At 61.3% G+C, this 25,296-nt stretch carries 27 protein-coding genes and 1 tRNA gene; 11 read left to right on the top strand and 17 right to left on the bottom strand.

Annotated elements, in window-relative coordinates; genetic code table 11:
• Positions 1-63: 63 nt before the first annotated feature.
• The 4 genes from ASD31_RS19140 to ASD31_RS19125 all read left to right on the top strand — a co-directional run bounded on the left by ASD31_RS19140 (position 64) and on the right by ASD31_RS19125 (position 3,643).
• Positions 64-1,284 carry a phosphopentomutase gene (locus tag ASD31_RS19140; protein ID WP_056337600.1) on the top strand — a complete coding sequence of 407 codons (1,221 nt, stop codon included), beginning with the start codon at positions 64-66 and terminating at the stop codon, positions 1,282-1,284.
• The gene (locus ASD31_RS19135; protein ID WP_056337597.1) at positions 1,281-2,249 is read left to right on the top strand and encodes an adenosine deaminase; all 969 of its coding nucleotides are present in this window, start codon (positions 1,281-1,283) and stop codon (positions 2,247-2,249) included. The genes ASD31_RS19140 and ASD31_RS19135 overlap by 4 nt, the downstream gene beginning before the upstream one ends.
• 108 nt (positions 2,250-2,357) lie before the next feature.
• Complete coding sequence (upp, locus tag ASD31_RS19130; protein ID WP_056337596.1) at positions 2,358-2,987, top strand: uracil phosphoribosyltransferase; 630 nt, start codon at positions 2,358-2,360, stop codon at positions 2,985-2,987.
• 140 nt (positions 2,988-3,127) lie between these two features.
• Entirely contained in the window at positions 3,128-3,643 is a 516-nt protein-coding gene (locus ASD31_RS19125; protein WP_056337593.1) for a TIGR02281 family clan AA aspartic protease, read from the top strand.
• On the opposite strand, the gene deoA is transcribed toward ASD31_RS19125, so the two are convergent.
• The 7 genes from deoA to ASD31_RS19090 form a co-directional block, all read right to left on the bottom strand.
• The gene (deoA, locus tag ASD31_RS19120) at positions 3,633-4,952 is read right to left on the bottom strand and encodes a thymidine phosphorylase (RefSeq protein WP_056337590.1); all 1,320 of its coding nucleotides are present in this window, start codon (positions 4,950-4,952) and stop codon (positions 3,633-3,635) included. The two genes, ASD31_RS19125 and deoA, sit on opposite strands and share 11 nt — an antisense overlap.
• Positions 4,949-5,722, bottom strand: coding sequence for a deoxyribose-phosphate aldolase (gene deoC / locus ASD31_RS19115; RefSeq protein WP_056338221.1), 774 nt, complete (start codon positions 5,720-5,722; stop codon positions 4,949-4,951). The genes deoA and deoC overlap by 4 nt, the downstream gene beginning before the upstream one ends.
• A 121-nt stretch (positions 5,723-5,843) precedes the next feature.
• Positions 5,844-6,641 (bottom strand): purine-nucleoside phosphorylase, encoded by a 798-nt coding sequence (locus ASD31_RS19110; protein WP_056337587.1) that lies wholly within the window; start codon positions 6,639-6,641, stop codon positions 5,844-5,846.
• On the bottom strand, positions 6,638-7,030 hold the full coding sequence (locus ASD31_RS19105; RefSeq protein WP_056337584.1) for a cytidine deaminase: 393 nt from the start codon (positions 7,028-7,030) through the stop codon (positions 6,638-6,640). Before ASD31_RS19105 ends, ASD31_RS19110 begins: the two co-directional genes overlap by 4 nt.
• A gap of 2 nt (positions 7,031-7,032) precedes the next feature.
• Positions 7,033-8,004, bottom strand: coding sequence for an ABC transporter permease (locus tag ASD31_RS19100; protein ID WP_056337583.1), 972 nt, complete (start codon positions 8,002-8,004; stop codon positions 7,033-7,035).
• A 3-nt stretch (positions 8,005-8,007) separates the two neighbouring features.
• The gene (locus ASD31_RS19095; protein WP_056337579.1) at positions 8,008-9,141 is read right to left on the bottom strand and encodes an ABC transporter permease; all 1,134 of its coding nucleotides are present in this window, start codon (positions 9,139-9,141) and stop codon (positions 8,008-8,010) included.
• The gene (locus tag ASD31_RS19090) at positions 9,138-10,673 is read right to left on the bottom strand and encodes an ABC transporter ATP-binding protein (RefSeq protein ID WP_056337575.1); all 1,536 of its coding nucleotides are present in this window, start codon (positions 10,671-10,673) and stop codon (positions 9,138-9,140) included. The genes ASD31_RS19095 and ASD31_RS19090 overlap by 4 nt, the downstream gene beginning before the upstream one ends.
• A gap of 276 nt (positions 10,674-10,949) precedes the next feature.
• Between ASD31_RS19090 and ASD31_RS19085 the strand changes: the two genes are divergently transcribed.
• Positions 10,950-11,159, top strand: a complete 210-nt coding sequence (locus tag ASD31_RS19085) for a SlyX family protein (RefSeq protein ID WP_056337572.1) — start codon at positions 10,950-10,952, stop codon at positions 11,157-11,159.
• Positions 11,160-11,413: 254 nt separating this feature from the next.
• Here the strand turns inward: ASD31_RS19085 and ASD31_RS19080 are convergent, their stop codons facing one another.
• From ASD31_RS19080 to ASD31_RS19060, 5 genes are all read right to left on the bottom strand, one after another.
• Positions 11,414-12,406 (bottom strand): BMP family lipoprotein, encoded by a 993-nt coding sequence (locus tag ASD31_RS19080; protein WP_056337569.1) that lies wholly within the window; start codon positions 12,404-12,406, stop codon positions 11,414-11,416.
• Between the two features lie 305 nt (positions 12,407-12,711).
• Positions 12,712-14,910 carry a TonB-dependent siderophore receptor gene (locus tag ASD31_RS19075; protein ID WP_056337565.1) on the bottom strand — a complete coding sequence of 733 codons (2,199 nt, stop codon included), beginning with the start codon at positions 14,908-14,910 and terminating at the stop codon, positions 12,712-12,714.
• Positions 14,911-15,082: 172 nt separating this feature from the next.
• Complete coding sequence (locus tag ASD31_RS19070) at positions 15,083-15,967, bottom strand: helix-turn-helix domain-containing protein (protein ID WP_056337561.1); 885 nt, start codon at positions 15,965-15,967, stop codon at positions 15,083-15,085.
• 211 nt (positions 15,968-16,178) lie between these two features.
• Complete coding sequence (msrA, locus tag ASD31_RS19065; protein WP_056337558.1) at positions 16,179-16,826, bottom strand: peptide-methionine (S)-S-oxide reductase MsrA; 648 nt, start codon at positions 16,824-16,826, stop codon at positions 16,179-16,181.
• 118 nt (positions 16,827-16,944) lie between these two features.
• A complete protein-coding gene (locus ASD31_RS19060; protein WP_056337555.1) occupies positions 16,945-17,262 on the bottom strand; it encodes a hypothetical protein in 318 nt (105 codons plus the stop codon).
• Between the two features lie 292 nt (positions 17,263-17,554).
• Between ASD31_RS19060 and ASD31_RS19055 the strand changes: the two genes are divergently transcribed.
• Together ASD31_RS19055 and ASD31_RS19045 are read left to right on the top strand one after the other, a co-directional pair.
• Positions 17,555-17,644, top strand: a tRNA-Ser gene (locus ASD31_RS19055).
• A gap of 494 nt (positions 17,645-18,138) precedes the next feature.
• On the top strand, positions 18,139-19,251 hold the full coding sequence (locus ASD31_RS19045; protein ID WP_056337549.1) for an NYN domain-containing protein: 1,113 nt from the start codon (positions 18,139-18,141) through the stop codon (positions 19,249-19,251).
• 54 nt (positions 19,252-19,305) lie between these two features.
• On the opposite strand, the gene ASD31_RS19040 is transcribed toward ASD31_RS19045, so the two are convergent.
• From ASD31_RS19040 to ASD31_RS26060, 4 genes are all read right to left on the bottom strand, one after another.
• Complete coding sequence (locus tag ASD31_RS19040) at positions 19,306-19,698, bottom strand: hypothetical protein (protein ID WP_056337547.1); 393 nt, start codon at positions 19,696-19,698, stop codon at positions 19,306-19,308.
• Positions 19,695-21,032, bottom strand: a complete 1,338-nt coding sequence (locus tag ASD31_RS19035) for a recombinase family protein (RefSeq protein ID WP_056337544.1) — start codon at positions 21,030-21,032, stop codon at positions 19,695-19,697. Before ASD31_RS19035 ends, ASD31_RS19040 begins: the two co-directional genes overlap by 4 nt.
• Positions 21,029-21,538 carry a DUF2924 domain-containing protein gene (locus tag ASD31_RS19030; RefSeq protein ID WP_082520642.1) on the bottom strand — a complete coding sequence of 170 codons (510 nt, stop codon included), beginning with the start codon at positions 21,536-21,538 and terminating at the stop codon, positions 21,029-21,031. The genes ASD31_RS19035 and ASD31_RS19030 overlap by 4 nt, the downstream gene beginning before the upstream one ends.
• 339 nt (positions 21,539-21,877) lie before the next feature.
• Positions 21,878-22,150 carry a hypothetical protein gene (locus ASD31_RS26060; RefSeq protein ID WP_156392726.1) on the bottom strand — a complete coding sequence of 91 codons (273 nt, stop codon included), beginning with the start codon at positions 22,148-22,150 and terminating at the stop codon, positions 21,878-21,880.
• A 4-nt stretch (positions 22,151-22,154) separates the two neighbouring features.
• Here ASD31_RS26060 and ASD31_RS19020 point away from each other — a divergent pair, with 4 nt between their 5' ends.
• Positions 22,155-22,874, top strand: coding sequence for a thermonuclease family protein (locus tag ASD31_RS19020; RefSeq protein WP_082520641.1), 720 nt, complete (start codon positions 22,155-22,157; stop codon positions 22,872-22,874).
• A 45-nt stretch (positions 22,875-22,919) separates the two neighbouring features.
• On the opposite strand, the gene ASD31_RS19015 is transcribed toward ASD31_RS19020, so the two are convergent.
• Positions 22,920-23,588 carry an XRE family transcriptional regulator gene (locus ASD31_RS19015; protein WP_056338212.1) on the bottom strand — a complete coding sequence of 223 codons (669 nt, stop codon included), beginning with the start codon at positions 23,586-23,588 and terminating at the stop codon, positions 22,920-22,922.
• A 105-nt stretch (positions 23,589-23,693) separates the two neighbouring features.
• Between ASD31_RS19015 and ASD31_RS19010 the strand changes: the two genes are divergently transcribed.
• The 3 genes from ASD31_RS19010 to ASD31_RS19000 all read left to right on the top strand — a co-directional run bounded on the left by ASD31_RS19010 (position 23,694) and on the right by ASD31_RS19000 (position 25,295).
• Entirely contained in the window at positions 23,694-24,383 is a 690-nt protein-coding gene (locus tag ASD31_RS19010; RefSeq protein ID WP_056337537.1) for a hypothetical protein, read from the top strand.
• A 205-nt stretch (positions 24,384-24,588) separates the two neighbouring features.
• Positions 24,589-24,798, top strand: a complete 210-nt coding sequence (locus ASD31_RS19005) for a helix-turn-helix transcriptional regulator (RefSeq protein ID WP_056337534.1) — start codon at positions 24,589-24,591, stop codon at positions 24,796-24,798.
• An 11-nt stretch (positions 24,799-24,809) separates the two neighbouring features.
• Positions 24,810-25,295 (top strand): hypothetical protein, encoded by a 486-nt coding sequence (locus tag ASD31_RS19000; protein WP_056337532.1) that lies wholly within the window; start codon positions 24,810-24,812, stop codon positions 25,293-25,295.
• The last annotated feature ends 1 nt before the right edge of the window (position 25,296 follow it).

The following is a 25,296-nucleotide window of genomic DNA, read 5'->3' as shown; positions in this document are numbered from 1 at the left end:
CGTGGAGCGACAACAACCATCTGCCGTCGCCTTTAAAAACGACGGCAGCCTTGCGGGGAATTCATGGCGCGTGCCTTTCTGTTCGTTCTCGATTCCTTCGGCATAGGCGGCGCGCCGGACGCGGCCGGTTTTGGCGATGAGGGCGCCGATACGCTCGGGCATATCGCCGAGTTCTGCGCGGCCGGGGCCGGCGACAGGCCGGGCCTGCGCGAAGGGCCGCTGCTGTTGCCGAACCTGTCGGCGCTCGGATTACTGCACGCCGCCAGGCTCGCAGCCGGCCGTTTGCCCGCCGGCATGCCGATGCCGGAAACGCTATCCGGGCTCTACGGCGCCGCAAGCGAAGTGTCGCGCGGCAAGGATACGCCCTCCGGCCACTGGGAAATCGCCGGCACGCCGGTGCGTTTCGACTGGGGCTATTTTTCCGCCGAGGGCGATGCCTTTCCGCCCGAACTTGTCGAAGCCATCTGCCGGGAAGGCAATGTGCCGGGCATCCTTGGCAACTACCATGCCTCAGGCACCGATATCATCGCCCGGCATGGTGAGGAGCATATGCGCAGCGGCAAGCCGATCTGCTATACATCCTCGGATTCCGTTTTTCAGATCGCCGCGCACGAGCACTCGTTCGGGCTGGAGCGGCTGCTCGAACTCTGCCTGATAGTGCGCCGCCTGCTTGATGAGTACAATATCGGCCGCGTCATCGCCCGGCCCTTCGTCGGCACCTCGCCGCAGGATTTTCAGCGGACAGGCAATCGCCGCGACTATTCGGTGCCGCCACCCGAGCCGACCTTGCTCGACCGGCTGAAGGAGGCTGGACGAACCGTGCATGCGGTCGGCAAGATCGCCGATATTTTTGCCCATCAGGGCATAGGCCGGCTGATCAAGGCGAATGGAAATATGGCCTTGTTCGACGCAACACTGAGAACCATGGACGACGCTGGGGACGGCGACCTGGTTTTCACCAATTTCGTCGATTTCGACATGCTCTACGGCCATCGGCGCGATGTTCCGGGCTATGCCGCAGCGCTCGAGGCCTTCGACAGGCGCCTGCCGGAGATCGACGATAAGCTGAAGCCAGGCGATATCGTCATCCTGACCGCCGACCACGGCTGCGATCCGACCTGGCGCGGTACGGACCATACGCGCGAACGGGTGCCGATCCTTGTTTACGGCCCCGGCATCCGGCCCCGCTCGCTTGGCGTCCTCACGGGGTTTGCCGGCATAGGAGAAACCGTCGCCCGACATTTGGGCATCGAGCTGGGACTGCATGGAAGGAGTTTTTTGTGACCGCACATTTGAAAAAGGCCGAGCTGCACTGCCATATCGAGGGCGCGGCGCCGCCGGCACTCGCACTTGCCCAGGCCCGCAAATATAATGTCGATGTGAGCGGCCTCATCGAAGACGGCGCCTATGTCTGGGCCGATTTCAGCCATTTCCTCAAATGCTACGACGCGGTGGCCGAACTATTTCGCAGCGAAGAGGATTATGCGCTGCTGGCCGAGGCCTATCTGACCGAGCTTGCCGAAGCGGGCACGATCTACAGCGAGATCATCGTCTCCCCCGATCATGGCAATACGATCGGCATTGGCAGCGACGCCTATATTCGAGGGCTTGCCGCCGGCATCGAAGCCGCGAAGGCAAAGACCGGCATCGAGGGCCGGATGATCATCACCATTATCCGGCATATGGGCGCTGAAGCTGCCGAGCGCACGGCGCGCTACGCGGCGAAACGCGCGCACGGGCTGGTGACCGGCTTCAATCTCGCCGGCGAGGAACGCATGCACAGCGTCGCCGATTTCGCGCGTGCTTTCGACATAGCCCGCGATGCCGGCCTCGGCATCACCATTCATGCGGGCGAGATGGCCGGCGCCTTCAGCGTCCGCGACGCGCTCGATCATGTCCGCCCGTCCCGCATCAGCCACGGCGTGCGCGCCATCGAGGATGCCGACCTCGTCCGGCGGATCGCCGGCGAAGGCGTTGTCCTGGAAACCTGTCCGGGCTCCAACGTTTCGCTGCAGGTCTACCCCGATTTCGCCTCGCATCCGCTCACGGCGCTCCATGCGGCCGGCTGCCGGGTGACGCTGAATTCCGACGATCCGCCCTTCTTCCACACCTCGCTCAGGCAGGAATACGAGATCGCCTCGCAGGTCATGGGATTTTCCGACGAGGAGATCAACGGCATGACCCGCACCGCGATCGAGGCGGCTTTCGTCGACGAGGCGACACGCGCCCGACTGCTCGCCTCGATTTGAGCCGCCGGGGCTGGGGATGACGGGGCAAAGCGCCGCCCGGGCCTTGCGGCCGCTCTCGTTTCCATGAAAAAAGAGTTTCTAAATCCGGATCGCGCAGGAGGCCTGGCCATGGACGGCGTTACAGTCATCAATCACCCGCTCGTTCAGCACAAGCTGACCATCATGCGCAAGGCGGAGACATCGACGGCAGGCTTCCGCCGGTTGCTCCGCGAGATTTCCACCCTGCTCTGCTACGAGGTCACCCGCGACCTCGAATTGACGATGGAAACCATTCAGACGCCGATGCAGGAAATGCAGGCGCCGGTGCTCGAGGGCAAGAAACTGGTCTTCGCCTCGATCCTCCGCGCCGGTAACGGCCTGCTCGAAGGCATGCTGGAACTGGTGCCCTCGGCGCGGGTCTCGCATGTCGGCGTCTACCGCGACCATGAAACGCTGGAGGCGGTCGAATATTTCTTCAAGGCTCCCGAAGGCCTGTCGGAACGCCTGATCATCGTCGTCGATCCCATGCTGGCGACCGGCAATTCCGCCATCGCGGCCATCGACAAGCTGAAGGAGCGCGGCGCCACCAGGCTGCGTTTCCTCTGCCTGCTTGCAGCGCCCGAAGGCATCCGTAATTTCCAGGAAGCTCATCCCGACGTGCCGGTCTACACCGCCTCGATCGACAGCCATCTCAACGAGCAGGGCTATATCGTGCCGGGGCTCGGCGATGCGGGCGACCGGATGTACGGGACGAAATAGGCGCGCTTCGGCAGGATATCTGTTCCTTAACCAGATTTTCACATCCTTTTGGCGCGATCGCGTTTTCGGGCCGCTTTTTGCGCCTTGTTAGTGCGCTTCGTGCTTAGCTTTTCCTCATCGGCAAATGGGGTGAGGTCAGAATGTTGTTGCGATTGGCCGTCTTTTCCGCTGGCGTGGCCGTGGCGGCCATGGTGCTGCCGGGCCTTGCCACATCCTATCTCGAGCGACCTCAGCCGGAAGAGAAAAGCAAGCCCATGCAGACGAGTCCTGCCGCATATGCCGGTGGTCGAGGCGTCTCGCTCAAGCCCAGTGCCGGAGGCCATTTCTTCGGCAGTTTCACCGTCAATGGGCGCAAGGAAAACGGCCTTGTGGATACCGGCGCCAGCGTTGTGGCGATCAACCTCTCCACAGCGCGGCGGCTTGGAATTTCGACGGGGTCGCTGTCCTTTCGCGCCAGGGTCAACACGGCCAACGGCACGGTCAAGGCCGCCCATGTCGTGCTCGATCGGGTCGAGATCGGGACCATTTCCGTCAAGCAGGTCGATGCAATGGTGCTGCCCGACACCTCGCTCTCCGGCATGCTGATCGGCATGAGCTTCCTCAACAAGCTCTCGTCCTACCGCGTCGAAGGCGGTAGCCTGCATCTCAACCGCTGATCCTGGAAAGCACCGTGGGGCGCCCGGCGGGCGTTTCGTCGCCCACCGCGTAGATTTCGACAAGCCGGGCGCGGGCCTTCTCGGCCTGATCCCCGCTTGCCGCATGGACGAAGGCGAAGGGTTCGCCTGCCTCGACTTTCGTACCCAGCGGTCTCAAACCACTGAATCCGACGCGATGGTCGATCGGCTCGTCCGGTCGGGTGCGGCCACCACCAAGCGCGATGACCTCCATGCCGATTGCACGGGCATCGCAGGCCTCCAGGAACCCGCCCCTCTCCGCCTTGACGGGAAGGATGACAGGCGCTTTTGCCAGGTAGGATTGCGAACGCTCGACAAAATCGCCCGGCCCGCCCAGACACCGAACCATGCGACCGAAATGTTCGAGCGCCGCACCGCTCTTCAGCGCCCTACGCGCAATAGGCATGGCTTCAGCAGGGTCAGCCACGAGGCCGGACGTCGTGAGCATTTCGGCGGCAAAGGACAAGACCACCGTTTCAAGCCGGGTCCCGGCCTTTTCGCCGCGCAGGAACGCCAGGCAGTTTTCGATTTCCAGAGCATTGCCGGCGGCATCCGCCAAGGGCTCGTTCATGTCGGTGATCAAAGCCGTTGTGCGGACGCCCGCGCCATTGGCGACGCCAACCAGGGACCGAGCAAGCGTTTCCGCCTCCTCAAGCCCGGTCATGAAGGCGCCACTGCCGATCTTGACGTCGAGCACCAGCGATTGCAGCCCGGCGGCCAGCTTCTTCGACAGGATGGAGGCGGTGATCAGCGGCACGGAATCGACCGTCGCCGTGACATCGCGGATGGCATAGAGGCGACGGTCGGCAGGGGCGAGGTCCGCGGTCTGGCCGATGATGGCGCAGCCGGCCTCCCTCACCGTCTGCCGGAACAGCGTCTCGGAGGGCTTGATGTCATAGCCCGGGATGGATTCCAGCTTGTCGAGCGTACCGCCGGTATGGCCAAGCCCCCGGCCGGAAATCATCGGCACGGCAAGGCCGCAGGCTGCGGCGATCGGCGCCAGCATCAGGGAGACATTGTCGCCGACGCCGCCTGTCGAATGCTTGTCGGCGACCGGGCGATCCATATCCGCCCAGGAGAGCACGGCGCCGCTGTCGCGCATGGCAAGCGTCAAGGCCACGGTCTCGTCAAGGCTCATGCCGGAAAACCAGACGGCCATGGCGAAGGCGGCCACCTGTCCCTCGGAAATCGATCCATCGGCGAGGCCGTGGATGAAGCTGGCGATCTCCGCCCCTCCGAGCGTGCCTCCGTCGCGCTTGATCCGGATGATTTCCTGCGGGATCATCGTCAATAGGCCGTGGCACCGGCGACCGGCTCGCGACCGTCGAGCACGGCGAGAATATCCGTGAGCAAGCCGGAGGCGCCGAAGCGGAATGTCGAAGGCATCGGCCAGTCCGGGCCATGAATGGTCGAGGCCAGGTTGAGATAGAGACGAGCATCGCCGACGGTGCGCACGCCGCCGGCCGGCTTGAAGCCAACCTTGCGGCCGCTCTCGCGGATGCAGGTCAGCATGATATCGGCCGCCTCCAGCGTCGCATTGACGGGGACCTTGCCGGTGGACGTCTTGATGAAATCGGCGCCTTCCTGGATGGCGATATGGGACGCATTGCGGATCAGGTCGCGATCCTTCAATTCTCCGGTTTCCAGGATTGTCTTGAGCAAGACCGGCGCCGGGCAGGCCTGGCGGACTGCCGATATCATCGTGCGCACCGCCTGCTCGTCCCCGGCCATGAAGGCGCGGTAGGGGATGACCAGATCGATCTCGTCGGCGCCATCGGCAATTGCCTGGCGGGTTTCCGCGACAACGGTTTCGACCGGCAGGCCGCCGGAGGGGAAATTCACCACGGTGGCGATCTTTACCGCGCTGTTGGCTCCAAGGATCGACCGGGCCTGGGCGACGAAACGCGGCCAGATGCAGATCGCCGCGGTATTGCCATGCGCCGTGCGGGCAGAGGCACAGAGTTTTTCGATGGCGGCCGGCGTGCAATCCTCCGTCAGGTCGGTGAGATCGAGCAGCGACAGAGCGAGTGCGGCGGTCTGGCGATTATTGGCTTCGGGCATCATCTGGTCCGTCCATTGCTGTTCACGATGGGCCGCGACCGAAAGCGCGATCACGAACGGTTGTTCTATAGACTTGGAGCGGCGAGGCAAAGTCATGAGATGCGAAGGCCGGTTCGGCTTTTCAGGCCGAAGCAGAAATCATTTCCGTCAGGATCGACGCCAGATGCCGACCGCCGACCGGTGCCATGTCCTTGGTCTCGTGATGGCTGAGTTCGCCGCCCGTCATGCCCGCCCCGTAATTGGTAATGACGGACGCGGCCGCCACCTTCATCCCGAAGAACCGCGCCAGGATAACCTCGGGCACCGTCGACATGCCCACCGCATCGGCACCGAGAATGCGCGCCATGCGGATTTCCGCCGGGGTTTCGAAATTCGGCCCGGAAAACCACATATAGACGCCGGAGCCAAGCGGGATATCGAGTTGGATGGCGGCGGCCCGCATGCGCGCGGCCATTTCGATATCATAGGCCGAGGTCAGGCCGACGAAGCGAGCATCGCTCTCCTCGCCGATCAGCGGGCTGGCGCCGGAGAAATTGATGTGGTCGGTGATCTGCATCACCGATCCCGGTGGCAGGTCTTCGCGGAGCGAACCGGCGGAATTGGTGAGGATCAGCGTCTCGATCCCAAGCGCCTTCATGGTTTCGATCGGCACTCGCATCGCATTGGCATCGCCGCGCTCGTAATAATGAACGCGGCCGGACAGCACCACCACCGGCACGCCGCCGATTGTACCCGCCACCAGTTCGCCGGCATGACCGGAAACAGCGCTGATCGGGAAGCTCGGAATATCCGCATAGGATATACGCTGCGGCGCGCTCACCGCCTCCACAAGCGAGCCGAGGCCAGAGCCGAGCACGATGCCGTAGCGCGGAGAAAAGCCGGAAAGCCGTTGCTTCAGCATCTCGGCAGCGGCGGTCATCCGAGAATCTCGGTCTCGAACGAGTGCGGCAAGAGATCGGACAAGGCGAGCGTCTTCTTCACGCCGGTTTCGTCACAGAGATAGATGCGGGTGCTGGCGCCGGAAAATTCCGCCAGCCGCTGGCGACAGCCGCCGCAGGGCGGGCAGAGCGCCAGCTTCTCGGCGATCACGGCAACCTCGACGATCTTGCGCTGGCCGGCCATGACCATATGACTGATCGCCGTGGTTTCGGCGCACCAGCCTTCCGGAAAGGACAGGTTCTCGATATTGGCGCCGGTATAGATCTGCCCGTCCTCGGCGCGAATGGCCGCACCCACAGGGAATTTGGAATAGGGCGCATGGGCCTTGGCCATGGCCTCGCGCGCCGCTTCGAAGAGTTCGGTTTCCATGGTCAGCGCTCCTTCACATAGGGTATGCCGCCGGCTTTCGGCGGGATCGCCTTGCCGATGAAGCCGGCAAGCAGGATGACGGTCAGGATATAGGGCAGCGCCTGCATCAATTGCACCGGCACCTGGCCGATCAGCGGCAGCGGATTGCCCTGCAACCGGATCGCCAGCGCATCGAGGAAGCCGAACAGCAGGCAGGCGAGCATGATATTGAGCGGCCGCCATTTCGCGAAGATCAGCGCGGCAAGCGCGATATAGCCCTTGCCGGCGGTCATGCCCTTGACGAAGCCGGCGCTCATGGCAAGTGATAGATAGGCCCCGGCAAAACCGCACAATATGCCGGCGCAGATGACTGCGCGGTAGCGCAGCCAGATCACCGAAATGCCGGCCGTATCGACGGCGCCGGGATTTTCGCCGACGGCGCGCAGGCGCAGGCCAAACCGCGTGCGGTAGAGGACCCACCAGCTGAACGGCACCATGGCGAAGGCCAGATAGGTGAGGATGAAGTGGCCGGAAAGCAGGTCCGAGTAGATCGGCCCGAGGATCGGCACGTCCTTGACCGCTTCGGCAAAGGGCAAGGTCACCGTCTGGAAACGCGCATCGCCTGAAAGCGCCGGCGTGCGGCCGCCCTGGCGGAACCAGGCTTCGCCGAGAATGACGGTGGAGCCGGCAACGACGAAATTGATGGCGACGCCGGAAACGATCTGGCTGCCGCGCTGGGTGATCGAGGCATAGCCGTGGACGAGGGACAGAAGTACCGAAATCAGGATGGCGGCCAGCAATCCGGCCATGACGGAGCCACTGACGGCGGCAACGGCACCGGCCGCGAAGGCGGCTCCGAGCATCTTGCCCTCGAGGCTGATATCGAACACGCCCGCCCGTTCGGTGAACAACCCGCCCAGCGCCGCAAAGATCAGCGGCACGGAGACGCGGATGGTCGATTCGAGGATCGCGATGATGGTCTGGAACAGGTCCATGGCTCAGGCTCCCCCTGTCTGTACGGCTGGAGCCGACCGGCGGCCAAGCCCGGCGAAGGCACGGCCGATCGCCGGGCGGAACATGTTTTCGAGCGCGCCGGCAAAGAGTATGACGAGGCCCTGGATGATGACGATCATGTCGCGCGAGATCGACGGCATTTCGAAAGCAATCTCGGCGCCGCCCTGGTAGAGCATGCCGAAGAGTATCGCCGCCGGGATGATGCCGGCCGGATGCGACCGTCCCATCAGCGCCACGGCGATGCCGACGAAACCCGCACCCTGCACGAAATCCAGCTGCATGCGGAACTGCTCGCCCATGATCGGGTTCAGCGCCATCATCCCGGCCAGGCCGCCGGAAATCATCATGACGATGATGATGATGCGGGTCTCGCTGATACCGGCATAGCGCCCGGCCGAAGGGCTGTGGCCCATGGTGCGCATTTCATAGCCGAACCGGGTGCGCCAGATCAGCGCCCAGACCGCAAAGGCGGCAAGCAGTGCAAGAAGGAAGGACACGTTGAACGGCGCATTGCCGATATCGAGGCCGAAGATGGACAGGAGCCAGTCGAGCTTCGGCAATTGGCCGCCCGCCTCGAAGGTGCGGGTCTGCGGCGCCATCGAACCGAGCGGCTTCAGGACGCGGGTGAGCAGATAGACCATCAGGCTCGAGGCGATGAAATTGAACATGATGGTGGTGATGACGATATGGCTGCCGCGCTTTGCCTGCAGCCAGCCGGGCAGGAAAGCCCAGAGCGCCCCGAACAGCGCCGATCCGACGATCGCCAGCGGAAAGACGATAAACCACGGCATGGTCGCGTCAAACCAGAGGCAGACCAGTGCAACACCGATGCCGCCGATATAGGCCTGTCCTTCGCTGCCGATATTGAAAAGCCCGGCATGGAAGGCCACCGCCACCGAGAGGCCGGTGAAGATGAAGGTCGTGGCATAATAGAGCGTGAAGCCGATATATTCGCCCCGGCCGAAAGCACCGTTGACCATATGATAGGCGGCTTCCAGCGGATTTTCCCCGACCAGAAGCACGACGAGCCCGGCCACCAGGAAGGCGACGACGAGATTGACCAGCGGGATGAGCCCATATTCCGCCCAGGCCGGCAGCTTCGCATAGGGATTGCTCATTCGGCGGCCTCCCGATTTTCCTCTATCCCGGCCATCAAGAGCCCCAATTCGCCTTCGGTCGCATCCGGTTCGCGCTCGCCGACGATGCGGCCGGCGAACATGACGAGGATACGGTCGGACAAAGCGCGGATTTCATCGAGTTCGACGGAAACGAGAAGCACCGCCTTGCCCTGGTCGCGCATTTCGATGATCCGCTTGTGGATGAATTCGATGGCGCCGACATCGACGCCGCGCGTGGGCTGACCGATGATCAGCACTTCGGGATTGCGCTCCATTTCGCGGGCAAGGACGATCTTCTGCTGGTTGCCGCCGGAGAAATTGGCGGTCTTCAGCCGCGGATTGGGCGGCCTGATGTCATATTTCCTGATCTTCTCCTCGGCATCGGCCTTTATCGCCTTCATGTCGAGAAAGGCGCCGTTCAGATAGCGCTTGTCGCGGTGATAGCCGAGAATGCCGTTCTCGCTTTCCTCGAATTTCAGGACGAGGCCGACATGGTGCCGATCTTCCGGAACATGGGCGAGGCCGCGCTCGCGCAGTTCGGCGGGATCGGCATGGCCGGTGACGTCGATGGCAGCGCCACCGAGCAGGACCTTGCCGCTGACCGCCTTGCGGATGCCTGAAATCGCCTCCAGCAGTTCCGACTGGCCGTTGCCGGCCACGCCGGCAATGCCGACGATTTCGCCGGCACGCAGGTTGAAGGAGACATTGTCGACCATGGTGACGCCGCGGCTGTCGCGCACCGTCAGGCCCTCTACAGCGAGCTTGACCTCACCCGGATGGGCCTCGCCCTTGTCGACACGCAGCAGGACGCGGCGGCCGACCATCAATTCGGCGAGTTCCTCCACCGAGGTTTCCTTCGTCTTGCGGGTCGCCACCATCTCGCCGCGGCGCATGACCGAGACCTCGTCGGTGATCGCCATGATCTCCCGCAGTTTGTGGGTGATGAAGATCACCGTCTTTCCCTGCTCCTTCAACTGGCCGAGGATGCGGAACAGGTGGTCGGCCTCCGGGGGCGTGAGAACGCCCGTGGGCTCGTCGAGAATGAGGATATCGGCCTTGCGGTAGAGCGCCTTCAAAATCTCGACGCGCTGCTGCAGGCCGACCGGCAATTCCTCGATCAGCGCATCCGGATTCACCTCCAGCGCATATTCGTGCTCCAGCCGCTTCAGCTCAAGGCGCGCCCTTGAAATGCTGGCATTGAGGACCTGGCTGCCCTCGGCGCCGAGCATGACGTTTTCCAGCACCGTGAAATTTTCGACCAGCATGAAATGCTGATGCACCATGCCGATGCCGCTGGCGATGGCAGCATTCGGATCCTTGATGGTCACCTTCTTGCCATCGATGAGGATATCGCCGCGATCGGCCTGATAGAAGCCGTAGAGGATCGACATGAGCGTCGATTTGCCGGCGCCGTTTTCGCCAATGATCCCGTGAATGGTGCCCTTGCGGACGGTCAGGTCGATGTTTTTGTTGGCATGGACAAGGCCGAAGCTCTTGTCGATGCCGCGCAACTCGATGGCAATATCGCTCATGCTGACCAATGTCCCCAAGTCGGCCCGGTTCTTCACGCTCCCAAGGGTCGCGGTCCAGGCGTCGATTTTTTTACCAATTGGTATAAGTTTAGCATCGAAATCCGGGCACGGAAGTCCAAAAATCGCAGGCCGCCTACTCTTCCCAGTTCGGCCAGGAGAGTCCAGCGCGATTTAACCGCTTGCCGGCGAAAGGCAAGAGCGCGGCTCTGCGGCCTTTATCCTTCATGTGGATATGCTAGGGAAAGCCCTGCACAAAAATGGCTGGCAAGGAAGATCATGAGCGAAGATCACGAACGCATCACCCGGCTCGAGGAGACGATCGCGCATCAGGCGAAGGTCATCGAGGAGCTTTCGGACCAGTTGACGGAGCAGTGGAAGGTCGTGGAGCAGACCCGCGCCAAGCTCGACCGCCTGACCGAGCGGTTCCTCAACCTGGAGGAACAGAGCATCGAGGCGCCGGCAAACACCCGCCCGCCGCATTACTGAGCCGCAAAAACTTGCAGCTTTCCCCGGCAGCGCAAACGGCCACATATCTTGACCAATTGTTGGATACCGAGAGACCGCCTCGCATTCTCCGTCATCGGGCTTGACCCGAGGATCTATCACCCTCTCGTCACATCGAGGGGCCAGCAGATGGTCGGGTCGCGCCCGACCATGACGGAGAGGTGTGGGCTGCGCTGCCAATAAAAAGCCGCCGATCTCAAAGGATCGGCGGCTTCTTCATTCAATCCATCAAACGATCAATAGGGGCAGGCTTCGTCCGACATGTAGTCGTGAACCTCGACCGTGCCGGCAATGATGTCGGCCTTGGCCTTGTCGACCGCAGCCTGCATTTCCGGGGTGATCAGGGCCTTGTTGTTCTCGTCGACGGCATAGCCGACGCCATCTTCCTTGAGACCGAGATTGGAGATGCCGAACTCGAACTTGTCGTTCTTGGCATCGGTGAACGCCTCATAGACGGCGACATCGACGCGCTTGAGCATAGAGGTCAGAACCTTGCCCGGCTGGAGCATGTTCTGGTTGGAATCGACGCCGATGCCGAGCTTGCCGGCGTCTGCCGCCGCCTGCAGGACACCGACACCCGTGCCGCCGGCTGCGTGATAGACCACGTCCGAGCCCTGGTCGAACTGGGATTTGGCAATTTCGCCACCCTTGACCGGATCGTTCCAGGCATCCGGCGTCGTGCCGGTATAGGCTTCGAGAACCTTGACCTCGGGGCCGACCGATTTCGCGCCGCCGATATAGCCGCAGGCGAATTTATGGATCAGCGGAATGTCCATGCCGCCGATGAAGCTGACCGTCTTGGACTTCGACGCCATCGCGGCCATCACGCCCACGAGATAGGAACCTTCCTGTTCCTTGAAGACGATCGACTTCACATTCGGCTTGTCGGTGACCATGTCGATGATGGCGAACTTCGTATCGGGATATTCGGCGGAAACCTTTTCCAGAGCAGCGCCCCATGAGAAGCCGGCCATGACGATCGGATTGTTGCCGTCGCCGGCAAAGCGGCGAAGCGCCTGCTCGCGCTGCGCGTCGTTGGCGATTTCGAATTCGCGGTACTCGATGCCGGTTTCAGCCTTGAACTTCTCCGCGCCGTTGAAGGCCGCTTCATTGAAGGACTTGTCGAACTTGCCGCCAAGATCGAAGATGACCGCCGGCTTGATATCGGCGGCCAGCGCCGTCGCGGACATCATCGAGAAGGCAAGGAGACCGAGAAGGGTTTTTTTCATTGTGCAGCCCTGTGTTGCTATTGATCTTATTGGGTCCTCCCGCAAGTTCCTCTTCGGGAACATGTCTGCGGAACCACCGCTCCCATGAGGGATGCCTGGCTGGGGCGCATCCTTGCACGCCTCAGGCGAAAATTCACCCGAAATTTTTCAGTTGGTAAAAAAAGGTAAACGGGCAAAACGCTGCAAAAATCATTGGCTTTGCGGGCGGATTTGTCGGATGCGAGCGCCTTTTTCCGTCTCTTGCACATATGAAAAACCCGCGGCGCAGAAGTGTCGCGGGTTTTTATCCAGGCAGATTTTCCGGCTTACCAGGACTTGCTGAGCTTCAGCGTGATCGTCCGCTGATCGCCGTAGCCGCAGGTGAACATGCCCTGGCAACCCTTGACATAGTCCTTGTCGAACAGATTGGTCACGTTGAGCGCCGCACCCCAGCCGTTCTTTTCGTAACGGATCGCCGCATCGGCAACGACCGCATCCGGAACCGTGGCCGTGTTGGCCATATCAGCGAAAGATTCACCCTGGTAGCGCAAACCGCCCCCGACGCTGACGCCTTCCATCGGGCCGTCCGTTACAAGATAGTCAAGCCAAACGGAAGCCTGATGTTCCGGGATCAGGTAAGGCCGGTTTCCGATAAATGCCGGGTTTGCGTCCTCGGTGATTTCCATATCCGTGTAGGCATAGGAAGCCAATATCTTCCAGTTCTGGTTGATGTTCAGCTTGCCTTCGATTTCCAGCCCTCTGGATTCGATTTCACCCACCTGCTCCTGGATCAGGCCGCTCGTTACGAGGGCATTCTGCTTGGTGATGTGGAAAAGCGAAGCCGTCAGGAGACCGTCCACGAAGGTCGGTTCGTACTTGATGCCGGCCTCGTACTGTTCGCCTTCCTCCGCAATCAGCGGCGCGACCTTCAACGGATTGAACGGATCGGCAGGGTCGGTCTGACGCGTACCAGCCAACGGATTGAAGAACGTCGCCGCGCTGACATAGGGTGTCAGTCCGTTGTCGAACTCGTAAGCCAGGCCTGCGCGACCGCTCAGTTGCTCGTCCTTCGTATCGTAGTCGCCGCCGACAAGCCGCGATTCGCCCTTCAGGTTGATGAAGTCGTAACGACCGTTCAACGTCGCCAACCATCCATCGCCGAAGCGGATCTGGTCCTGGGCATAAATTCCCACCTGCTGCATCCGCGTAACGCCATCGATGTAGGGAGAACCGTAAGTCGGAAACGGCTTTCCGTATTCAGGATCGGTCGGATCGAGGTCGGACGCAGGAAAGGCGGAGGACTGCGTCTGATCGAGTTTGAAGTTCTTGTAGTCGATACCAACGAGCAGCGTATGATCCAGTGGGCCTGTCGAAAATTCCTTCTCGCCGCGTGTGTCGATACTCAAACTGTCCACGCTGGTATCGTGCTTGAACCCAAGACGGGCAAGGTCTGTACTGCCCGGTACCGAACTGAAAGCATAGGGATAGACAAGCTCCTCGGCCTTATCGACATGGGCGTAACGCAGATTCTGCGACAGTTTCCAGCCATTGTCGAATTCGTGCGAGAATTCGTAGCCGATCATCTGCTGGTCGTAGCGGCCAAAATCGTGGTAGGGTTCGCCAAAGAAGAAGTCACGATCGATCTTGCCGCCGAATGGGCCATCGGTCACGGTGCCAGCATAGGGCAAAAATCCGTTTCCGACATGGACCTGATCGAGCGCGGACGCCATGGCATAAAGCGTGAGGCTCGTCGCATCATCCGGCGCGAAGGTGACCTGCGGCATGATGAAGCCGCGCAGGTCTTCGGAATAGTCGCTGTAATTGTCGCCGCCGGCAATCTTGCCCGTTACGCGGTAGGTGACAGTGCCGTCCTCGTTGAGCTTGTCGTTGGCGTCGAAGCCGAAGAAGGCATTGCCGAAATTATTGATGCCGATCTCGGTCGAATAGGCCGGTTCCGCCTGCGGCCGTTTGCGAATGAGATTGACGATGCCGCCTGGATTGGCGCCACCGTAGAGAACCGAAGCCGGTCCCTTCAGCACCTCGACGCGCTCCAGCATGTAGGCGTCCGTCTGGAACCCGCCGAAGCCGAAGGAAAAAAGGTTCAAGCCGTCGAGAAAGACACCGGTCTGGGTGGCGTCAAAACCGCGGATATAGAACCAGTCCGTATCCGGGTCGCTACCGAAGGGTTCGGTGGAAACGCCGGCGGTATAGCGCAGAGCCTCGTCGATCTTGGTCACGACGCCGCGATCTTCCAGCTCCTCGCGGCCGACCACCGAGATGGATTGGGGAATTTCAGAGATCGGGGTGGCGGACTTGGAGCCGGCGCCGGTGGTCTTCGCGACGTAGCCATCGACAGGCTCCATCGCCTGGCCACCACCTTGGCCGCCCTGGACCGTCAGTTGTTCAAGCTGCGTCGCATTGCCTGCCGTCGCATCCTGCGCCCAGGCCGCGTGCGGGACCGCGACTGCCGTCACCGCCGCGCTTGCCATCATTATCCTGTAGAGACCGGTCGCCTTGATCTGCATCTGTTCGTCACCCCAACTGAACCCGATCGTCCCCGCCCCCATCGACAGGATACGCTCCGGAAAATTTACGAAATAAGATGAGTAGTTAATTCAACTTTTTCGGTGGGGATTGTCTCTGGCTGCGGAAATTGAACGTTTCTGGCCTATATTCCGGCTTCGAATGGGCGCGGGATCAAAGCCGCTGGCTTTTTGCCCAGGTCGCCGGTGTCGCCCCCACGGTTTTCCGGAAGACGCGGGTGAAATGCGCCTGGTCGGCAAAGCCGGTTTCGGCGGCCACGACGCTCATCGGCAGATCGCCTCCGCGCATCAGGCTTTTGGCACGCTCGATCCGGGCTTTCATCTGCCATTGATGCGGCGGCAGGCCGGTCGAGGCCTTGAACGCATGGCTGAAATAGGATTGCGACAGGCCGGTGAGAGTGGCCAGTTCCTCCAGCCGGATGCCGCGCAGGCAATTTTCCTCGATGTAGTCGATCGACCGGCGCAACTGCCATGAGGCCAGTTCGCTGCGCTTGCGCGAGCGAACCGGGCCAAGCCGCATGACATCCACGAATAGTGCCACCGACAGGCCGTCGCCATAGAGATCATGCAAGGGCTGCGGATTGACGCATTCCGCCGCGATCAGTTCCGCCAGCGCCAGGAAGCGCGGCTCGGAAAACAGCAGGCGCGGCATGGCAAGCTTGCGCGGATCAAGGTCTTCCATCAGTCGGCGGCTCAGCGTTTCGACGTTGAAATGCAGATCGAGATGACGGACATAATTGACATCGACCATCTCCGCCCAGAGTTCCATGCCGGCGGGAATATAGGAGATCACCTGCCGCCTGCCGTCTTCGGCAACCGCCTGCTGGGTCCGGCGCAGCCGGATATTGCGCCGGCCGCCGCCCTTGGCATCGAGCACGATGAACAGCCGCGGATCATCGGCCACATAGAAGCCGCCCGCGACCGGCGCGCATTCGACATCCCAGAGATCGGCGACGATCCCATTCCATTCGCGCCGGTTCAGGCCGCCGATGACGGAAAACCCGGATATCCTGTTGTTCATGCGCGGTTGGAAGGTCATGCCTGATCTCGGGCAGCGTGGCCGCCAGTAAACTTGCTTATAATAGTCAAGTTTACTAATCGACTTTCCGCACGGTTTCAATCGCCGAACTGCCTGCAAGTCCATGCTTCAGGGGGACTGCGACCTTTTTGCCATGCCCTCCACACGAAAATGCCGCGCCTGTTCGGGCGCGGCATTCCAGAAATTCAAGCAAGTTTCCGGCGAGCCGATATCAGATGGCGCAGCTGACGCCGGTGCCGCGCAGGCCGCAATAGCCGCCGGGATTTTTCGCCAGATATTGCTGGTGGTCGGCATCGGCGAAATAAAAATCCCCGGCCCTGGCGATTTCCGTGGTGATCCTGCCGCCGTGGCCGGCCTTTTGCAGCGCAGCCTGGAACGCGTCACGCGCCGCCTGCGCCTCGGCCATTTGCTCATCGTCCTCGACATAGATGACGGAGCGATAGGTCGTGCCTATGTCGTTGCCCTGGCGCATGCCCTGGGTTGGATCGTGATTCTCGAAGAAGACCTTCAGAAGCTCGGCGAAGGAGAGCTCTGTCGGATCATAGACGACGCGAACCACCTCGGCATGGCCGGTCAGTCCCGTCGTGGTTTCCTGATAGGTCGGGTTTTTCGTGAGACCACCGGAGTAGCCGGCAGCCGTGACATGAACGCCGGGGATTTGCCAGAGCAGCCGTTCGGCGCCCCAAAAGCACCCCATCCCGAAAAGAACCTGCCTGGAACCGGCTGGATAAGGGCCTTTCAACGGCCGACCGCTGACATAATGCGCCTCGGCGGTCGGAATTTCGGCGTCCCTGCCCGGCAGGGCGTTTCCGGCATCCGGCATCGCCGTCTTCTTGTTGAACATTTCGGTCAGGAACATCGTGTCATCCTTTCAACTCTCGACCAGCAAGCCCCGCTATCGCCGATCATCCGGTCTCGGGGCCGGCACCGCATTTCAGACTTTGCTCAAAGGCCAAGGCAGCCGGCGTGCCGTTCGTTCAGGCTGAGAACCGACCGGCCGCCGGCGCACGCTTGTAGCCGACCACCCAGAAAACCAGCGCGATCAGCAGGAAAAAGGCAAAGGCGGGCTGGCGCAACGACCATGCGATCACGGCATCCAGCAAGGCCCAGTCCGCATGCGGCTTTTCGAGCGATTGGACCAGTGTCTGCGCCGAGCCGCCGACGGCCGCCAGAGCCGACGCCAGCGGCGTCAGCACCGGCTGGGAGGCCGAGACCGACTGAATGGCATCGACAGATGCCACCAGCACGCCGGCAATCAGCGCAATAAAACTCGCAAATCGCAGCAGAAGCCGCATTTCTTTCTCCGCTTGCCGGCTCGCAGGCGCGCAATCTTTACCCGCATTTGCCTGACTACGGCAAAAATAGGCGCTGGACCGGTGAAGTGCAATGCCGCCCTTCCGCGGCCCCGCTCACATGAAGTCAAAAAACTGTCAGAAATCGGTTGATCCCGCCGAGTTCATCAGTATATATCCCGCCGGTCCGCTGGTTTGCACCGCGGGCGCTTCCGGCCGGGCCTTGCGTCCACCGGCAGGGGAAAGCGGCAACGCTCTCCAGTCCACCGGGCCAACCGCCGGTGTGATGGCAAACGGACAGGTGGCCGAGTGGTTGAAGGCGCACGCCTGGAAAGTGTGTATACGTGAGAGCGTATCGCGGGTTCGAATCCCGCTCTGTCCGCCATTATCAAGTTGCGAACTCCCCACATCCCGATCTGAGCGTCGAAAGTTCTTTTGATTTCAAAGGAAGTTAGCGATGGAGACCGAACCACAGAGACTACCGCAATCCCGACTTTCGGTCTCTGAGCGGCTTTCGTCTCAAACCGAGCGAACCTCGTCGGAATTGGTTCGAGCAACGAAAGAGATACAATTTCAATATATTAGAAGGTTGAAGGCGTAACGCAGTTTCGACGGGCTCGTCCACCAGCCACCCAATCAGAGAAACCCGAGGTAGGCGTCGCCGGGCGGAACGCAGCGCAGTGTGTCGCGTGCGGTTCGTTGCAGGTAGTCATCGAAAAGCTGAAGCGCGTGTCCGGTTTCGGTCATGATGTCCTCCTTTTTCGTCAGATGCTGCTGTCTGGCGGAGGTGGGCGCAGGATGGACCAGTCCATTGACTTGATCGAACGGAATCTTGTCCGTAGCAGTACCAAGATCGGTTCGGCTTCGAAGGATCAGTAAATGGGACAGGGAAATCTCTCGGTGAAATACCCTCGTGAGGCGGCAGACGCCGACGGGAATTTCTCTCCAGATCGGCTGTCGTCATACTACGACACGTGCGCTGGTCTCGCCGACCAGTTCGCGCAATCTCTGAAAGAGCCACCGACAAAGCACAACGTGCTCATCCTAGTGGATTTGCAGGGCGTATACCTAGGCTTTACGCGATGGATGAAGGAGCAGAGCATTCCACTCGATAGCGGCATGCTTGCCAGCCGTTTCGCCCACTACCTGCTCGAGACTGTGTCCGCCAAGGTCGATGAAAAGATCATCCGGGAGGTCGACGGCGGGATTGCTCGCAATGACCTTATTCGTGCGATTTTTCGGAAAGAAGTCGATCAGCTTGGGTTGATCCGACAGGTCGTGGACATCAAGCCTAGCATTGAGTTGTTCTACGCCCCTCTCGCACTCAAGGATATCGAATGGCGGCTCCGCAAGGAGGCCAATAAGGGAAGTGCAAATGCGCGCCGACAGCTCGCCGATATCGGTAGCGGGATTCTAAACGTGCACGGCGACACGCGGGATTACAGCATCTTCGAGCACTTCATTGAATGCATGAAGCGCGGCTCGAACGTATCCCGCTGGGAAGAAGGTTTTTACAAGATCTACGTCGACTCATGGGGATTGAAGGCATTTGACGAGAAGGAGGTCGACACCCGGATTACGATCCGAGCGGTCGACGCTTGCGTCGATTACGAAGCTGACTCGATCTGCATAATCTCTTCTGATCAGGATTTTATACCGCTTCACAAGCGTGGCGAAAAATCAGGTGTGACGACGTACCAGGCGGACGTTTCAAAGTTTGCGTCGCCCGAATGGGTCGGCCGGAAAATCCGCGAGCTCGGCGACAGGTTCATCCCTGTTGGCATCGATCCTTTGTGGTCCATGCGCGCCATTTACGAGGCTGCCGGTCACGACCCTTTCAATGGAGTTCCGGTCGGAAAGCACATCGGCGAAGGCTTGACCCAACGAGAATTCGAAGCCCTCTGTCGGCTGCACAACAAGTCAAACCTCGGCTACCAGCTCGAGCCGGCAGCGGAAGCCGATGGGATCATGGGCGTAAGAGTGATCGCGTAGCAGTTCGGCGCGCAATTGGAATTTCAGGCATTCGCGTAGTCCACGCTGGGCTCTTCATAGCTCTGCGCCGAACACGGTCTCCACCTGCTCTGCCCAAGGTCGATTGGTGACGGCGATCAGATCGTTGAGTGACAGCGCCGGTGGCATGCGGTGGATGACCAGCCTTTCGAGAACATCAGGCGCCAGGTAAGTCAGGCGGATCATCCGGCTTACAAAGCGGTCGGAGATATTCTCTGCTGCGGCAACATCCTGGATGGTAGAGGCGGCCCCGGTTTCCAGCTGCCGCCGCCAGCTCCAAGCCCTGGCAATGGCCCGCAGCACGTGAGGGTCTTGTGACCGGTTGTCCCGAACGATCGTGTCGTCGGGCGGCAGGATCTTCGGCCGCCCGTTGCGTTTGCGGATCGTTAGCGGAATGACCACGCGGATGGTGTTCTTCGTGCCGGTCATGCGCAGGCCTCCGTCTGGCGTGGCGCCATCATGTCCCGCAGGACCGACCCCAGCCCCTCTTGGCGCAGATCGACGGCGATGCCGGCTTCGCCGACGGTCACCCGCTCGACCAGAAGCTGAATGATGCGGGTCTGCTCCGCGGGATAGAGCGCCGCCCAGAGCTGATCGAACTCGCCGAGCCCTTTGACCACCGCCTTCTCCTCGATCGTCGAACCATCTTCGCGAAGGGCTTTGATCGTTCGGGCCGCAATCTCGGGCGCGCGGATCATGCGACGGATTTCGCCGACGACGGCGTCCTCGACCATTCCTGCGGGCAAACGCAGCGGACCCGAGGCAGCGCCAGTTAGGCGGTTTCGGATCAGGTCCATAGACGCGTAGTAGCGGTATAGGCGCGTACCCTTCTTCGTCGCCGTCGGCGTCATCGCCGCCCCCGTCTCGGTGAAGATGATCCCTTTCAGCATGGCCGGCGTCTGGCGGCGCGTGTTCTTCGCCCGCAGGCGCGGGCTCTCCTGCAGGATGCTGCGCACCTTGACCCACAGGGCCTGATCGATGATGGCCTCGTGCTCGCCGGGATAGGCCGTGCCCTTGTGGACGGCTTCGCCGAGGTACACCCGGTTGTTGATCAGTTTGTAGAGGAAGCCCTTGTCGATCGGCTTGCCGCGCTTGTTCAGCACGCCTTCGGCCGCCAGCGCTTTCGCCAGCGTCGTGGCGGAGCCGATAGCGACGAACTGCTGGAAGATCATCCTGACCGTCGCGGCCTCAGCCTCGTTGATCACCAGCTTGCGGTCGTGCACATCGTAGCCGAGCGGGACATGCCCGCCCATCCACATGCCGCGCTTGCGGCTCGCGGCGACCTTGTCGCGGATGCGCTCGCCAATCACCTCCCGCTCGAACTGAGCGAAGCTGAGGAGAATGTTCAGCGTCAGGCGGCCCATCGACGTCGTGGTGTTGAACGACTGCGTGACCGACACGAAAGTCACCTGATTGCGGTCGAAGATCTCGACCAGTTTGGCGAAGTCCATCAGGGAGCGCGACAAACGGTCGATCTTGTAGACCACGATCACGTCGATCAGGCCGGCCTCGACGTCATGAATGAGCCGCTTCAGGCCGGGTCGCTCCAGCGTGCCACCGGATTGCCCGCCGTCGTCATAGCGTTCTCGGATGGCGGCGAAGCCTTCCGAGCGCTGGCTGGCAATGTAGGCCTCGCAAGACTCCCGCTGGGCGTCGAGGCTGTTGAACTCCATGTCGAGCCCTTCCTCGCTCGACTTGCGGGTGTAGATGGCGCAACGCTGGCGGCGCGGCATGATCGCGACGGCTTCCTGAGGGCGGCTCATCGGTCGTCCCTCCGAGCTTCGCGAAGACCGAAGAAGCGGTAGCCGTTCCACTGCGTGCCGGTAATCGCCCTCGCCACCGCCGACAGTGACTTGAACCTCCGCTCCTGCCAGTCGAAGCCGTCCTTCAAGACCGTGACGGTGTGCTCCACCCCGTCCCATTCGCGCACGAGCCTTGTGCCGACGATTGGGTTGCGGGGATCGGCGATAATCGACCTGTGCCTGGCTTGGCCTTCGATCTCGTCAGCCAGCAGGTCCAGCGTCCGACGGGTCTCGCGCGATAGCCCGCCGAGGCTCAGTTCCTGGATCCGGTAACCCAGCCTCAGCTCAAGGTAACTGCGGCTGTTGTTCGGGGCGGGCGCGCCGAAGAGGCTCTCCCACTTCGTCTTCAACTCGACCACGGTCATACGTTTAATCGCCGCCAGTTGCGCAATCACGCTCGCATCTGCCGCGGCGCTCTCGCGCGGTTGTCCATGTTCGGCCTCAATACTTCCGGTCCTGCCCGGCATCATCGCTCTCCAATTCGGTTGCTCGGTTTGCGACGAGCAACACGGCGTTTGAGGGCGAGAATGTCGAATGAACTGTCTTCGCCAGCTGCAAGTAAAGAACTGGACTGTTCCGGCAGAAGACGCCTCAGCCCCGCAGCAACGATGCTGGCGAGCTCATCAAGGCGTTCGTGCGCCGACAGATGGCCGGGCGACAGCGGGTTTGGACCGGATCGAGCGTCTTGCATGAGACCGTTCGCAACTGAAGATGATCAGCGAACGGTACCGGTGGCTGAACAGGTTACAAGCGATATCAGTGGGTTATCGCAACGTGGAGAAATCATTCAAACAGGTGCGCGAGTCTCAACTGCGGGCGCGGCGCTCTTCCTCGTCAACGATCGATTTGACGGTTTCGAAGTTCATCGGCGCCTGGCTGATTCGCGCAACTTCCGCTGCGACACGCGCCCAATAAAGAAAAGCCCCGCCATCACCGGCAAAGCGAGCCTGGGCGGCGGCGCGTTGAGCATCATAATAGGCGGTCAGGGGATCCCGCTCTACAAGTTGGCGTGCGTCATCCCGACAAAGCCGTCTTAACTCTCGTCGTCTTTCGAGCCATTTGGAGAAGATGGAGAACATGCCAATGATCCAACGCGCAATCTTGCCGTTTATCTTTGCTGCTTTTGCGCTCGTTGCAAGTTCGGCAGACTCGCTGGTTGAGGACGAGAGCGTGCGGTCACTGGTTGGTCGCGCCTCGGTTATCGATGGCGACACGATCGAGATCGCCGGTGAGCGCATCAGGATCAACGGCATAGATGCGCCTGAATCCTCGCAGCTCTGCGAGGACGATCAGGGACGATCATACCGCTGCGGAGCGATGTCGGCACGCGCCCTCGACCAATTGCTTGCTGAGTCTCGACCCGTGCGCTGCGAGTTCGTGGAGCGGGATCAATATGGTCGGTTCGTCGGGGACTGCTTCCGTGCCGACGGGCTAGGCGTGGCAGTTGCAATGGTGCGAGCCGGAATGGCTATGGACTGGCCGCGTTATAGTGGTGGCGCCTACGCGGATGAGCAGTCGGCGGCGGCCGTCGAGAAAGCAGGAATCTGGCAGGGCGAATTTCAGCCGCCATGGGAGTGGCGGGCAGCACAACGGAATTCGTCACCTGTCGCCCCTCTGACCGCGCCGGTCACGTCGGACGGTTGCGACATCAAGGGTAACATCAGCAGGAGTGGCGAGCGGATCTATCACGTTCCAGGCATGCGCGATTATGACCGGACGCGGATCAACGAGCGTGCGGGGGAGCGCTGGTTCTGCAGCGAGGCTGAAGCGGGAGATGCTGGCTGGAGACCCGCCCAGCGATGACCTCTGAAGCCCGAGCTGCCGCCTCCGCTGACACATGCTCTCCCACTAGATCTCTCGCCCGAACCACCTGATGCGCCCGATGATCTTGATCTCCTCGGCCGTTCGCTCATAGGGGCTATAGAACGTATTGTCGGAGATGATGCGGACCTGTGGCGGGTCAGAGTTCGGAATGTGTTCCAGCCGCTTGGCGACCAGGCCCATTCCATCGAACAACACAAAGATGCCGGGTGGAGTAGGGAGAGCGCGACCGAGATCGACGAGGACGACATCTCCGTCGTGAAGGGTCGGCATCATGCTGTCCCCTTCGACGTGCATGATCCTGAGGTTCGCCGGGTTGGCGCGCAGGCTATGGCTGATCCACGAACTCTTGAAGTGATAGGGCTCGCCGGTTTCCACCTCGTCGGCGACGAGCTTCCCGCCGCCCATCGAGGCAGTGACCTCGACTGAGGGAATGGCAACGAACCCGTCCGGTTCCCCACCCATCACGGGCTCTTCGCCTTCGACTTCGCCCCTGCCGTTGAGCAACCAGTTGCGGTCGACCTTCAGCACCTTGGCGATCTTGTCGAGCTTCTCCAGGTTGGGATGCTCCGATCGACCGCGCATGATGTCGTAGACGAACGACCGGTTAACGCGTGCCTGCTCTGCCACCTCGCGCGCGTTCATTGCCAACTGCTGAGCGCGTGCCCTGAGCCGTTCGGCGAGCTTCATCTGCATCTGGGTCATCCGATATGTGGATAATGTGGACATAAGCGGATTGATTCGTCCGCGTCAAGGAAATAGAACAAACACGGAACGAATGGTAGTGGGCGAGTCCGTGGCATGGCAGGCATCGAGAAGGAGTACTTTGCGCTCGAAGAGCTGGAGGAGCGGTGGGAACTGCCTCACCGCGACTTGGTGTACCTTACCGAGAACGGACTGCTGAAAGTTTCCGTGCGCCTCTATGGCGTTCGCCTGGAACAGGGCTGCTACGAGGAAGTGGACAAGGGCCAGTGGTGCAGCATCCCCGAGGATCAGAGTCTGTTTCACGGGCTTCAGGATCTTAGGGCTCACGACGCCTATCGTCTGTTCCACGAGGGCGCGCTGCGCGTCGAGCGCTTCGATGCTCCCTCTGACCGCTACTGTGTGGTGCTGCAGCCGGAGAATGGCATCCTGGTCAAGCAGGATGAATTGGTTGTCCGCCGAGATGAGCGGGATCGTGCTGAAGCCAAGCACGGACTGGCGGGCACCGGACGCGGCTCCGAGATCGTCTTCGAACAAAGGGATGATTTCAGCGAGGTTACCCTCGGAGAACGAACCTACATGCTCGGGCAGTTCCAGGCTCGCGTCGTGAAAATCCTCCATGATGCTGCCGTGAGCGGGTGCCCATGGCAGCACGGTAAGGCAGTGCTGGCGGATGCTGGCTCCTCCTGCACGCGCCTGTCTGATCTTTTCAAGACGCAGCCCGATTGGCGCAAGCTCATCCAGTCCGACCGGCGCGGACGATATCGGCTTAACATCAAGTTCTCCTGATCCCCCACCACGAAGCCGGATTCCGCCGGGCTTTTCGCATTTGATGGGTCTGGCTCGCCTGAGCTTTATCCCCCAGACATCCCCCTTCACATAGGAAAACGATCCTATTTCATCCCCCTACGATCCACTTTCCGTCCCGACGACGCAGTTCTGATCCTTCGCCATCCTCTCCGCAGGTTTTCGACTGGAACCGAAGGACAGACAGATGGCTACCAAACACCTCAATCAAATTGATCTGGCTGCGCGCTGGAACATCTCGCACCGCACGCTCGAGCGGTGGCGCTGGACGGGCGAAGGCCCACGCTTCGTCAAGCTGGGCGGCCGGGTCGTGTACCGGCTCGAGGACATCGAGGAGTACGAGCGCGAGCAGATCCGCGCAAGCACTGCCCGCACCTTCGCCAATCCTGCGGCGTGAGGGGTGCGGCGATGAGAGATTCCAACCGCATTTCACTTGACGACCTCGGGCTTATGCCGATCGGCGACATCGCCGCTCTGGCCGCCGAGCAACTGGCGCTTCTGCAGGAGGAAGCCGGCGAGCGGCTGCGCGCCGCCGAGGCTGTTAGCGAGTGGCTCAACGGGGCCATTGCGCTCAAATACACCGACCGCGCCGCCATGGCGCGCCTCGAGGCTGCCAAGGACACCGGCACGGTGCGCCTTGCTGACGAAGATGGCGTCGTCGTTGCCGTGACCACGCCCAAGAGGGTGGACTGGGATCAGCATATCCTTGCTGCGCTCGTCGAAAAGATCAGAGCCGCCGGCGAAGACCCTGCCGAATACGTCAGGACGAAGTTCGACATCACCGAGCGCGCTTACGCAGCATGGCCCTCACACATCCGCAAAATCTTCGAACCAGCCCGTACCGTTCGCACTGGCAAGATGACCTTCAGGCTCATCCGGGCCGGGGAGGAATGAA

It is taken from the genome of Rhizobium sp. Root482, assembly GCF_001426565.1.
GTDB lineage: Bacteria > Pseudomonadota > Alphaproteobacteria > Rhizobiales > Rhizobiaceae > Pararhizobium.
Note: the sequence above shows the minus strand (reverse complement) of the source record. Positions and strands in the feature narration are given on the sequence as shown.